Source organism: Ramlibacter sp. P4_H7 (assembly GCF_056400765.1).
Genome location: NZ_JBFUKP010000002.1, coordinates 333205 through 345100 on the forward strand (window position 1 = coordinate 333205; position 11896 = coordinate 345100).

Annotated in this window: 10 protein-coding genes; 3 read left to right on the forward strand and 7 right to left on the reverse strand. The window is 69.8% G+C overall.

Features of this window, described 5'->3' with window-relative positions; genetic code table 11:
* Both AC1DSA_RS04805 and AC1DSA_RS04810 read left to right on the forward strand, forming a co-directional pair.
* On the forward strand, nucleotides 1-1257 hold the full coding sequence (locus tag AC1DSA_RS04805; RefSeq protein ID WP_477886584.1) for an acyl-CoA dehydrogenase family protein: 1257 nt from the start codon (nucleotides 1-3) through the stop codon (nucleotides 1255-1257).
* 49 nt (nucleotides 1258-1306) lie between these two features.
* Nucleotides 1307-3634 carry a xanthine dehydrogenase family protein molybdopterin-binding subunit gene (locus AC1DSA_RS04810; protein WP_477886586.1) on the forward strand — a complete coding sequence of 776 codons (2328 nt, stop codon included), beginning with the start codon at nucleotides 1307-1309 and terminating at the stop codon, nucleotides 3632-3634.
* A 170-nt stretch (nucleotides 3635-3804) separates the two neighbouring features.
* Here the strand turns inward: AC1DSA_RS04810 and AC1DSA_RS04815 are convergent, their stop codons facing one another.
* Nucleotides 3805-5139 carry a D-amino acid dehydrogenase gene (locus AC1DSA_RS04815; protein WP_477886588.1) on the reverse strand — a complete coding sequence of 445 codons (1335 nt, stop codon included), beginning with the start codon at nucleotides 5137-5139 and terminating at the stop codon, nucleotides 3805-3807.
* A gap of 82 nt (nucleotides 5140-5221) precedes the next feature.
* On the opposite strand from AC1DSA_RS04815, the gene AC1DSA_RS04820 reads away from it, so the two are divergent.
* Complete coding sequence (locus AC1DSA_RS04820) at nucleotides 5222-6136, forward strand: LysR family transcriptional regulator ArgP (RefSeq protein WP_477886590.1); 915 nt, start codon at nucleotides 5222-5224, stop codon at nucleotides 6134-6136.
* Nucleotides 6137-6139: 3 nt separating this feature from the next.
* Here AC1DSA_RS04820 and AC1DSA_RS04825 read toward each other — a convergent pair whose 3' ends face one another.
* The 6 genes from AC1DSA_RS04825 to AC1DSA_RS04850 form a co-directional block, all read right to left on the reverse strand.
* Nucleotides 6140-6283: a hypothetical protein gene (locus tag AC1DSA_RS04825; protein ID WP_477886591.1), complete on the reverse strand. Its 144-nt coding sequence runs from the start codon at nucleotides 6281-6283 to the stop codon at nucleotides 6140-6142.
* 139 nt (nucleotides 6284-6422) lie between these two features.
* Nucleotides 6423-7259, reverse strand: a complete 837-nt coding sequence (locus AC1DSA_RS04830; protein ID WP_477886593.1) for a metallophosphoesterase — start codon at nucleotides 7257-7259, stop codon at nucleotides 6423-6425.
* Nucleotides 7260-7294: 35 nt separating this feature from the next.
* Nucleotides 7295-7729: a globin family protein gene (locus tag AC1DSA_RS04835; protein WP_477886595.1), complete on the reverse strand. Its 435-nt coding sequence runs from the start codon at nucleotides 7727-7729 to the stop codon at nucleotides 7295-7297.
* 193 nt (nucleotides 7730-7922) lie between these two features.
* Nucleotides 7923-9275, reverse strand: a complete 1353-nt coding sequence (locus AC1DSA_RS04840; protein ID WP_477886597.1) for a sigma 54-interacting transcriptional regulator — start codon at nucleotides 9273-9275, stop codon at nucleotides 7923-7925.
* The gene (locus AC1DSA_RS04845; RefSeq protein WP_477886599.1) at nucleotides 9275-10843 is read right to left on the reverse strand and encodes a sensor histidine kinase; all 1569 of its coding nucleotides are present in this window, start codon (nucleotides 10841-10843) and stop codon (nucleotides 9275-9277) included. The genes AC1DSA_RS04840 and AC1DSA_RS04845 overlap by 1 nt, the downstream gene beginning before the upstream one ends.
* Nucleotides 10844-10850: 7 nt before the next feature.
* Nucleotides 10851-11831, reverse strand: a complete 981-nt coding sequence (locus AC1DSA_RS04850; protein ID WP_477886601.1) for a Bug family tripartite tricarboxylate transporter substrate binding protein — start codon at nucleotides 11829-11831, stop codon at nucleotides 10851-10853.
* Between the last annotated feature and the right edge of the window lie 65 nt (nucleotides 11832-11896).

Consider the following 11896-nt stretch of genomic DNA (forward strand, 5'->3'; position numbering starts at 1 on the left):
ATGGACGCGCTGCCCGGCCTGGACTTCACGCCCGCCGTGGGCGACCACGCCTTCACTGCCAAGCAGCGATCGCTGCTCGCCCTGGCGAACGAACTCGGGCGCACCCACTTCGCGCCGCGTGCCGCACAGTGGGACGAGGAGGCCAGCTTTCCGTTCGCCAACTACGAGGACCTGCGCCGCGCGGGCCTGCTGAAGCTGTGCGTCCCCGAAAGCCATGGCGGCCTCGGCGCGGACTACGCCACCTACATGATGGTCGCCGCGGAGATCGGCCGCTTCTGCGGCGCCACCGCGCTCACCTACAACATGCACATCTGCTCGACGATGTGGACCGGCGTGCTGGCCGACGGCATCCCCATGAACGAGACCCAGCGGGCGGAGCATGCGCAGCGCCGCGAGCTGCACTTCCGCCGCGTCGTGCGGGACGGCGCCCTCTATGCGCAGCCCTTCTCCGAGGGCAGTGCGGCCGCGGCAGGCCGTGCCCCCTTCGGCACGACGGCGCGCAAGGTGGACGGCGGCTGGCTGGTCAACGGCCGCAAGATCTTCGCCTCGCTCTCCGGCGCGGCCGACTACTACGGCGTTCTGTGCACCGAGGACAAGGGCGACCAGCATCCCGACGCGCGCGACACCCTGTACCTGGCGGTGCCGGCCACGAGCGAGGGCTTCGCCATCAGCGGCGACTGGAACCCGCTGGGCATGCGCGGCACGGTCAGCCGCAACCTCACGTTCAAGGACGTGTTCGTCAGCGACGACGAGCAGCTGATGCCGCGCGGCGTCTACTTCAAGGGTGCGCAGACCTGGCCGGCGATGTTCTTCACGCTCGCGCCGACCTACCTGGGGGTGGCCAACGCGGCCTACGACTTCACCGTGCAGTACCTGCGCGGCGAGGTGCCCGGCGAGCCACCGGTCAAGCGGCGCATGTACCCGACCAAGCAGATCGCGGTGGCGCAGATGCGCATCCAGCTGGAGCAGATGCGCAGCATCTTCCTGCGTGCGGTGCTGGAGGCACGGCCGAATCCGTCGAAGGACGAGCGCATGCGCCTCTATGCGGCGCAGTACACGGTGATGGAAGGGGCAAACGACATCGCGCGGCTGGCGATCCGCACCTGCGGCGGCCAGAGCATGATGAAGCACCTGCCGCTGGAGCGGCTGTACCGCGACAGCCGCTGCGGTGCGCTGATGCTGCCGTGGACCGCGGAACTCGTGCTCGACCGCATGGGCCGCGAAACCTTGTACGAGGCCGGCGAGAAGGACGACTGAGGCGCGGGTTGGCTGCAGGCGCGCCGGAAATCGGCGAGACTTGCCCACCATGACCACAGACACCCTGGACAACCCCATGCGCTTCGGCAGCGGCCGGGCCGTCAAGCGCATCGAGGACGAGGGCCTGCTCAAGGGCCTGGGGCAGTACACCGACGACCTGGCACCGGCCGGGCAATTGCGCGCGGTGTTCGTGCGCTCGCCTTATCCGCATGCGCGCATCGTGGCCATCGACAAGGCGAATGCCGAGGCGATCCCGGGCGTGGTCAAGGTCAGCACCGGCGCCGAGCTGGTGCAGGCCGGCGTCCAGCCGATTCCCACCAACCCGGCGTTCAAGCGCGCTGACGGTTCGCCCGCGGCGACGGCGCCGCGGCGGGCGCTGGCGCATGAGCGCGTGCGCTACGTCGGCGAGCCGGTGGCGCTGGTGGTGGCCGAAACGCTGCAGGCGGCGCGCGATGCCGCCGAGGCGGTGTGGGTGGAGTACGAAGAGCTGCCGCACGTGGTGGAGCTGGACGCCGCGATCGCACCCGGCGCGCCCGCTCTCTCCGACGCGCCGGACAACATCGCCGCGGAGATGCGCTTCGGCGATGCGAAGAAGACGGCGGAGGCCTTCGCGGGCGCCGCGCACGTGGTCCAGGTGACCGTCGTCAACCAGCGCGTCGCCGCCGTGTCGATCGAGCCGCGTTCGGTGCTGGCCTGGGTCGCGGAAGACGGCCGCCTGACGCTGCGCATGAGCAGCCAGATGCCTTCCGGCGTGCGCAACTCGCTCGCCAACGACATCCTGGGCATCGGGCGCGACCAGGTGCGTGTGACGGTCGGCGACGTCGGCGGCGGCTTCGGCATGAAGACCGGCATCTATCCGGAAGACGCGGCGGCCGCGTGGGCGGCCTGGACGCTCAAGCGGCCGGTGAAGTGGATCGCGGACCGCAGCGAGGAATTCCTCTCCTCCTTCCACGGCCGCGACCAGAAGGCGCAGGCCGAACTGGCGCTCGATGCCACCGGCCGCATCCTGGCGCTGCGCCTGCGCACGCTGGCCAACGTGGGTGCCTACGCGACGGCCACCGGCATGACCATCCCGATGGTGGTGGGCCCCTGGGTGCAGACCAGCGTGTACGACGTGCCGCTGATCGACTTCCAGATCCGCTGCGTGCTGACCAACACCGCGTCGACGGCCGCCTACCGCGGTGCCGGCCGGCCGGAGGCGATTTTCATCATGGAGCGGCTGATGGACGAGGCGGCGCGCCAGACCGGCATCGACCGCATCCAGCTGCGCCGGCGCAACTTCGTGCGGCCCGAACAGATGCCCTACAAGAACGCGATGGGACAGGTCTACGACGTGGGCGAGTTCGAGAAGATCATGGACGAGGGCCTGGACCTCGCCGACTGGAGCGGCTTCGAGCAGCGCTACGCGCAGAGCAAGGCCAACGGCAAGCTGCGCGGGCTGGGCATCGCGACCTTCCTGGAGTGGACCAGCGGGATGGCCTTCGAGGAACGGGTGACGGTGGAGGTGAAGGCCGACGGCATGATCGAAGTCTTCTCGGCCGTGAACCAGATGGGGCAGGGCATCGCGACCACGCTCGCGCAGCTGGTGGTGGACGTGTTCGGAGTGCCCATCGACAAGGTGCGGGTGGTGCTGGGCGATACCGACCGCGGGGACGGATTCGGCAGCGCGGGCTCGCGTTCGCTGTTCGCCGGCGGCTCGGCGCTGCATCGCGGATCCGAAGAGACACTGGAGACCGCGCGCAATCTCGCGGCCCGTTCGCTGGAAGCCTCGGCGGACGACCTGGAGTACACGGCCGCGCGGTTCTCGGTGAAGGGCACGGATGTCGGCATCAGCCTGTTCGAGCTGGCCGCGCAGCAGCCGGGCCAGCACATCTTCACCGAGCACACGAGTGCGGTCGCCGGGCCGAGCTGGCCCAACGGCTGCCATGTCAGCGAGGTCGAGATCGACCCGCAGACCGGCAGCGTGCAGGTGGTGCGCTACGCCAGCGTCAACGACATCGGCCGCGTGGTGAATCCCATGATCGTTCGCGGCCAGCTCGACGGCGGCGCCGTGCAGGGCATCGGCCAGGCGCTGATGGAACACATGGCCTACGACCGCGAAAGCGGGCAGCCGGTCAGCGGCAGCCTGATGGACTATGCGGCGCCGCGCTCCGATGTCATGGCCTGCGAGTTCGTGACGGAAATGAACGAGACCGTGCCCTGCAAGAACAATCCGCTGGGGGCCAAGGGCGTGGGTGAACTCGGCACCATCGGCGCCGCGCCGAGCGTGGTGAACGCGGTGGCCGATGCGCTGGCGCGCGCAGGTCGCAAGGACGCCGCGCGTCAGCTGCAGATGCCGCTGACGCCGGCGAAGGTGTGGGAGCTGTTGAACGGCTGAGCACCGCCGCGCTGGGGTTCGCCTTCGGGCTCACCGCCAGCCTACGGGGGCGCAGCGGTCCGACGGGGCCCAGCGGTCCGATGGGGCGCAGCGGTCCGACGGTCTGCGTAGGCTGGCGGTGAGCGGCGAAGCCCGAACCCCAGCAACGGCTAGCCCGCGCTCCCAGTTCCTCACCGCAGCGACAGCTCGCCCTCGGCCGCATACCCTGGCCGCGCCGGCTCGAAGCCGTAGAACCGGAATTCCATGCGCGGCTGCCGGCCGCTGATCAGCTCGGCCATCGCCTTACCCGACCCCGCGCCATGCGTCCAGCCCAGCGTGCCGTGACCGGCGTTGACCCACAGCCCCTGCACGCGCGTGCGGCCGATGTAGGGGATGTTGGTCGGCGTCGCGGGACGCAGGCCGGTCCAGAACTGGGGATTGCCGCCTTCTTCCGGCAAGCGCGTGTCGCACACGCCCGGCAGCACCTTCTCGATGCGCTGCGCCAGCATGCGGCAGCGGTCCTGCGCCAGCCTTGAATCCAGCGTCGCGTCGTAGCCGGACAGCTCGATCGTGCCCGCCACCCGCAGCTCGTCCCCCAGCCGGCTCATCGCGACCTTCACTTCGTCGTCGATGCTGCTCACGAAGGGCGCATCCGCCGGCTTCTTCAGCTTGAAGGTGGCGCTGTAGCCCTTGCCGGGATAGATCGGCAGGTCCACGCCCACCTGGCGCAGCAGCGGCGCGGTGTAGGAGCCGCAGGCGACGACGACGTCGTCGGCGACCAGGCGCTGCACGATGCCGGTCGCGCGATCGCGGACGCGCACGGCCTCGATGGCACGGCCGGAAGTCTCCAGCCGCTCGACGTCGTGGCCGAACAGGAACTGCACGCCGCGCGCGGCGCACAGCTGCGCCAGCTTCTGGGTGAACACGCGGGCATCGCCGCTTTCGTCGCTGGCGGTGTAGGTGCCGCCGACGATGCGGTCGAAGTTGCGGAAGGACGGTTCGATGGCCAGCAGCTCCTCGCGGCTCACGACCTTGCGGTCCACGCCGTACTTCTGCATCAGCTCGGCGGCGACGCCGGCATCGTCGAAGGCCTTGGTGTCGGTGTAGAAGTGGGCGATGCCACGCTCGAGCCGGTGGTAGTCGATGCCCGTGGCAGCCACCACGTCCTTCAGCGCCGCGTGGCTGTACGCGCCCAGGGCGACAAGCTGCTGCACGTTGCGTTCGAAGGCCGCGTCGTTGCACTGGGCCAGGAACTGCAGGCCCCAGCGCCATTGCTGCCAGTCCAGCTGCGGCCGGAACAGCAGCGGCGCGTCGTTGCGGAACATCCACTTGAGCATCTTGGCTGGCGCGTGCCGGTTGGCCCAGGGCTCGCAATAACTCACCGAAATCTGCGCCGCGTTGGCGAAGCTCGTCTCCAGGGCGGCGTCCGGCTGGCGGTCCACCACGATGACTTCGTGGCCGCGTTCGCTGAGGTGCCACGCGGTGCTGATGCCGATGATGCCGGCGCCGAGGACGAGGGTTTTCATAGGCAGGCAGTGTCGCGCCGGTGGACGATTTTCAAAAGCCGAATTAAATTAACAGCCCCCGGATCAGAAACGCTTATCGACCATGTCCAGCTTCGACCCCGCCGCCCTGGAAGCACTCGCCGCGATCGTGGAAGAGGGGGGCTTCGAGCGCGCGGCGCAGCGCCTGCACATCACGCAGTCCGCGGTGTCGCAACGACTGCGTGCGCTGGAAGCCCAGGTGGGCACGGTACTGATCGTGCGCAGCCGGCCGCTGAAGCCGACGTCCGCCGGCCACCTGCTGCTCAAGCATACGAAGCAGCTGAGATTGCTGCAGACCGACCTGGAGCGCGACCTGCGCGACCTGGCGCCCAGCTCCACCAGCGGTGCGCGCGACGAGGACCGCATCCCGCTGGCGATCAACGCGGACAGCATCGCCACCTGGGCGCTACCCGCGCTCAATCCGCTGGCGACCCAGGGTCTGCCGCTGGAGATCGTCACCGACGACCAGGACTTCACGCACGAGTGGCTGCGCGAAGGGCACGTGCTGGGCTGCGTCACCACGGTGAAGCAGGCGCTGCGCGGCTGCAAGGTGGTGCCGCTGGGAGCGATGAACTACATCGCGGTGGCCGAGGCAGGCTATGCGCGCGAACACCTGCCGCAAGGCCTCACGGCGCACAACTTTCGCGGCGTCCCTTTCATTTCGTTCAACCGCAAGGACGACATGCAGGCGGAGTTCGTGGGCAAGGCGTTCCGGCTGCAGCGCGTGTCGCTGCACCAGATCTTCGTGCCGAGCTCGGAGGGCCAGGTGCGCGCGGTGCTGGCGGGATGGGGCGCGAGCGTCGTGCCGGAACTGCTCACGCGCGGGTTGATCGAGCAGGGCCGCTTGGTCAACGTGGCGCCGAAGGCCGTGGTGCCGGTGCAGCTGTACTGGCACTGCTGGAACCTCGCGTCCGCCATGCTGGACCAGCTGACGGCGGCATTGACACAGGCAGCCGGCAAGGCGCTGAGCCCCGCCTGAGTTTCAGCGCGGCGTGCCCGCGCCCTGCGGGGCAAAGACTTCGTGGTCGAAGGAAATGCCCATGCCGTCCGGATTCGCAAGCGCCAGCAGGACTGCTGCCAGAACGGCGGCGATCCAGGCGAGGGTCTGGGCCCATAGCGGCTTCATTGCGAACTCCCTGCGCACACGAAGTGCGCTTGAATGGAAGTGTGCGCCGCCAACGCGAAGACTGCGCGTCGCGGATGTAAAGTCCCTGACGTAAATGTGCTGGTGTGCTGACGCCAACCTGAAGGCGCGTACCTTCGAATCAATCGCGCGCGTGCGCCGTGGCGAGATCCAGCACCAGGTCTTCGCGAAAACCGTCCTGCTCTCCCTTGCGTGCATAGCCGAGCGTGTTGGCGACCACGCGGCAACCGGCCTCCACGTAATCGTGCTGGCAATGCAGGTGACCGTGCAGCCACCACTGCGCCTGCGCGAGCAGGTCCTCCATCGAATTGCAGAAGCCGGCGGTGGCCGGTGTCAGGCCGTAACGCGGATCGGCGCTGCGCAGGCTCGGCGCGAAGTGCGTCACGACCACCGTGGTGCCGTCGAACGGATGCGCCAGCGCCGCGCGCAGCCACGCCTGGCACACGAGTGCCTGCTCGCGCCAGCCTTCCGCGAGCATCAGTTCCCCATGGCGTTGGGCGGCCGCTTTTTCCAGGTAGAAGTTCGCCGCGCGAAACGCCTTCTGCCTTTGCTTAAGCAGTTCATCTAGGGTCGGCTCGGGCTCGCCCGGTCGCAGCAGCAAGGCATCGAAGTCGGCCCACAGCGTGGTGCCGACGAAGCGGACCCTGCCAAACACGCGCTCCTCGCGCTCCAGCCAGGTGATGCCCAGCCGTTCGCAGGTTTCGCGCAGGCGCGCATGCGTCTCGTCGAAGTCGAGCAGGTCGTACTCGTGGTTGCCGGGAACGTAGAGCACCGGCACCGGCCAGCCATGGCGCGGCGAAAAGCGCGCGAGGCCGAAGTCGGCGTCCTGCAACTGGCTGCGGCGCTGGTAGGACCCGATGTCCCCCGCCAGCACGAGCAGTTCGGCGCCCGGGGCGGGGCGGGGGACGAAGGCGGGTTGGCCTTCCAGGTGCAGGTCGGACATCAGCTGGATCTTCACCGCCCTATGGTACGGGGCGATCCGCGATCGTGGGTTCAGGCGATCGCCGTCGCCTGCTGGGCTTCCATTGCGCCGGACTGCATCACGTGCGACAGCAGGCCGTAGGCGGCCGCCCAGGCGTCGTGTGTTTCCGGCGTGAAGTCGTCGGCCAGGCCTTGCTTCAGCGTCCACAGCAGCGCACCGCCGACGGTGGCGTAGTGCTCTGTCTTCACGCCGTAGCCGGCATGGCGCGCACCCAGCTGGCGCACGACGGGCGTCAACGCCTCCAGGTTGCGCAGTCCGGCGACGGCCGCGCCGATCATGGACATCAGCATCTGGCCCTGCCTGGCCAGGTCGCCGCCCCGGAACATGGGACGCAGCGCGGGGTCCATCTGGAACAGGCGCTCGTAGAACAGCGCCGCGGCGGTGGCGGCGATCGGCTTGACCTTGGCGAAGCTTTGCTGGACCAGGGCGATCTGTTGCGGGCTCATGGAGGCACTCCTCGGGTGGTGGTCTCCCTGCTTCTCAAGTCCCGTGCCAGCGTGGCCCGCCATGCAGATCAAGGACTTGCGCGCGCAGCGGGCACGGCCCCTGTCGGTGCATCCCGACACGAATGCGGCGCGAGGGCGCGTTTCGCTCGCGCCGGGCTGTCGGTGCGTCCCGACAGGTGCGCCCGTGCGGATGTCACGAACCGGGCTTGAAGGCCGCCGGCTCCAGCTGGTGACGGCCGAGCAGGGCGTAGAAGTCGGTGCGGTTGCGATGCGCGAGCCGCGCGGCCTGGCTCACGTTGCCCGCCGTCATCTTCAGCAGCTGGACCAGGTAGTCGCGCTCGAACAGCCGGCGCGCCTCGTCCAGCGGCAGCATCTCGCCGGCGTGGTGCGCCAGCGCGCCCTGCACCAGCGCGGCCGACACCAGCGGCGCCGTCGACAGCACCACGCACTTCTCCACCACGTTCTGCAGCTGCCGGACGTTGCCGGGCCAGGAGGCAGCGACCAGCAGCTCCATCGCTCCCGGCGCGAATCCCGCCACCGGGCGCGCATACCGCTGGGCCAGGCTGGCCACGAAGTGCTGCGCAAGCAGCGGGACGTCTTCGCGCCGCTCGGCCAGGGCCGGCAGTTCCAGGCCCACCACGTGCAGCCGGTAGAACAGGTCCTCGCGGAAGCGGCCGGCCGCCACCTCGTCCTGCAACTTGCGGTGCGAGGCGGAGATCACGCGCACGTCGGTCTTGAGGGCGCGGTCGCCGCCGACCGGACGCACCTCGCCCTCCTGCAGCACGCGCAGCAGCTTCACCTGCGCCGGCAGCGGCAGGTCGGCCACCTCGTCCAGGAACAGCGTCCCGCCGCGCGCCTCGGCAAAGAGGCCGGCGCGGTCGCGCATCGCGCCGGTGAAGGCGCCCTTCACGTGGCCGAACAGCTCGGACTCCACCAGGTTCTCGGGGATCGCACCGCAGTTGACCGCCACCAGCGGGCGCAATGCGCGCGGGCTTGCCGCATGGATCGCGCGCGCCAGCAGTTCCTTGCCGGACCCGCTCGGTCCCTGGATCACGACGGCAGCGTCGCTTTGCGCCACCAGGCGCGCCTCGGCCAGCACCTGCTCCATGCGGGGGCTGCGGGTGAGGATCGCCTCGCGCCACGCCTCGCCCGGCACCTCGCCCGGCATGTCCGCGCCCAGCGCCTGCGCCGCCGCGAGCGCGCGCCGCACCTCGGCCATCAGCTCCTGCGCCTCGAAGGGCTTGGGCAGGTAGCCGAACACGCCCTTTTGCAGCGCGCGCACCGCATCGGGAATCGTGCCGTGCGCCGTGAGGATCAGCACCGGCAGCAGCGGATGGCGCCGGTGCACGGCGTCGAAGAGCTGCAGGCCGTCCATGCCGCCCATGCGCAGGTCCGTGATCAGCAGCTGCGGCAGCGCCTGGTCCAGCTGGGCCAGCGCTGCCTCGCCGCTGGCGGCGGCGATCGCCTCGTGGCCCTCCTCGCGCAGGCGCAGCGAGAGCAGGCGCAGCAGCGCGGGATCGTCGTCGACGATGAGGATGCGGGCCATCAGCCGGCCCTCGGTGCGTGCAGGTCCACGCGGAACAGCGTTCCCCGCCCCGGCGCGCTGTCCACGGCGATGGTCCCCCGGTGCAGGTCCACACACTGCTTGACCACGTGCAAGCCGATGCCGGTTCCCGGCACGTTGCCCACGTTGGCGCCGCGGTGGAAGCTCTGGAACAGGCTGGACCGGTCGGCGTCCGGGATGCCGATGCCTTCGTCCTGCACCTGCAGGTGCAGCCGCTCGCCCTCGACATGCGCGCGGCAGTGAACCGGCCGGTCGGCCGGCGAGTACTTCAGCGCATTGCTCAGCAGATTGACCAGGATGTGGCGCACCAGCTGCGCGTCGAGCAGGCGCTCGTGCTCGACACGGCTGCAGTCCACGGCGATGCGCGAGGCCTGCCGGCCCGCCTGCTCCATCTCGCTGGCCACCTGCGCCAGCAGCGCGGGCACGGCGGCGGGCCGCGGCTGGAACACGAAGCTGCCGGACTCCAGCTTGCTCGTCATCAGCACCTGCTCGATCATCCCGTTCATGCGGTGCACGGCGCCCTTGATGAGCCCCAGGATCTCGTGCTGCTCCGACATCGGCAATCGGTCGCCGTAGTCTTCGATCAACTCGACCGACGACAGGATGGCCGACAGGGGCGTGCGGAACTCGTGCGAGGCCACGGCGACGAAGCGCGACTTCATCTCCGACAGCTCGCGTTCGCGCTCCAGCGCGTGGCGCATGTCGTCCTCCGCCTGCCGGCGCTGCGTCACGTCGGTGAGGAAATTGAGCGTGGCCGGCGCACCCTGCCACTCCAGCAGCACCGCGGAAATCTCCAGCCAGCGCGGGCTGCCGTCGCGATGGATCACGCGGAACTGGTAATGGTTCTCCACCGCCTCACCGCGCATGCGGCGCAGGTGGTTGTTGATGACGCGCTCCCGGTCCTCGGGATGGATGAACTCGACGAAAGGCCGCGACAGCGCCGTGGCTTCGTCCTGGCCGGAGAGCGCCAGGGCGCGCGGGTTGGCGTAAAGGATGCGGCCGTTGGCGCTGACCAGGATGCCCTCGTCCACGTTCTCCACCACCTTGCGGTACTTGGCTTCGGACTCCTCCAGCGCGCGCGCGGCGGCCTTGCGGCGCGAGATGTCGCGCACGAACGAGCTGAACGTCAGGCCCGCGACCGTCTGCACCGGCCACACCGACAGTTCCACGTCGAAGCGTTCGCCGTCGCGGCGCACGGCCTGGGTCTCGACGCGCCGGTTCAGGATGTGGGCCGCGCCGCCGCCGAGGTAGCGCTGCAGTCCGGCCGTGTGGGCCGCGTGCTGGTCGCGCGGCACGATCAGCTCGGTGAGCGGCCGCCCGAGCGCCTCCTGCCGGCCGTAGCCGAACATGCGCTCCGCCGCGTGGTTCCAGTCGATCACCGCGCTGGCGGTGTCGATGGTGATCACCGCATCGCTCGCCGTGGCGAGCAGGGCCTGCAGCCGCGCGGTCGCGTCGGCCAGGCCGCGCTCCGCGTCCGCGCGGCGGGCGATCTCGGCGCGCAACTGCGCCTCGATGCTCGCGCCCGGCGGGACGGAGGTGGGCCGGTCCACGGCAGGGTCAGAGCTTGACGCCGGCGCCCTTCACGGTGGGCGCCAGCTGGGCCACCTGCTCCTTCACGAAGCCGGCGAAGGCCTGCTGGCTCACGGGCGACGCCGAGATGCCCAGTTCCACCATCTTCCGCTTGATCTCCGCGCCGGCGAGGATCTCGTTGACGGCGGTGTTCAGCCGGGTGACCACATCGGCCGGCATCTTCGCGGGCCCGGACAGGCCGAAGAAGTTGTCCAGCACCAGCTTGCGGTGGCCGGTCTCCACGACGCTGGGCACGTCCGGCGCCAGCGGCGAACGGTTGGCCGAGGTCACGGCCAGCGGCACGATCTGGCCGGCCTTGAAGTAGGGCACGAAGGCCGTGATGACGTCGATGCCCACCGGCACGATGCCGGCGATCAGGTCCGTGGTCATGGGCGCGCCGCCGCGGTAAGGCACGTGCACCATGTTCAGGGCCAGCTCCTTCTTCATCAGCTCGCCGTAGATGTGGCCGATGGAGGCGGGGCCGCCGGAGCCGAAGTCGAGCCGGCCCGCCTTCTTGGCCATGGCTTCCAGGTCGTTCAGGTTCTTGAGGCCTGATTTCGGATTGGCCATCACGACGCAGGGTGCCGTGCCGATCATCGCGATGTGCGTGAAGTCGTCCACCGGGTTGTACGGCTGCTTCTCCAGCGCGAACGGGCCGATCGAGATCGGCGTGGAGTTCGACAGCATCAGGGTGTAGCCGTCGGCCGGCGCCTGCGCCACGACCAGTCCGCCGACGCTGCCACCGGCGCCCGGCCGGTTGTCCACCACCACCGGCTGCCCCAGCTTGCCCGTGAGCTGCTCGCCCAGCAGGCGGGCGACGATGTCGCTGGCGCCGCCGGCCGGGAAGGTGACCACGAGCTTGATCGGCCTGTCGGGCCAGGCGGCGAAGGCGGGCAGCGCGGTGCTCGCGGCGCCGGCGGACACCACCTGCAGGAAACGGCGGCGGGTGGGACGGGGGGTGCGGGTCATGAAGGCTCCTTCGGTTTCGGCAAAGGCCGGCGGCGGACGGCACGCAAGCAACATGCCCGCGATGC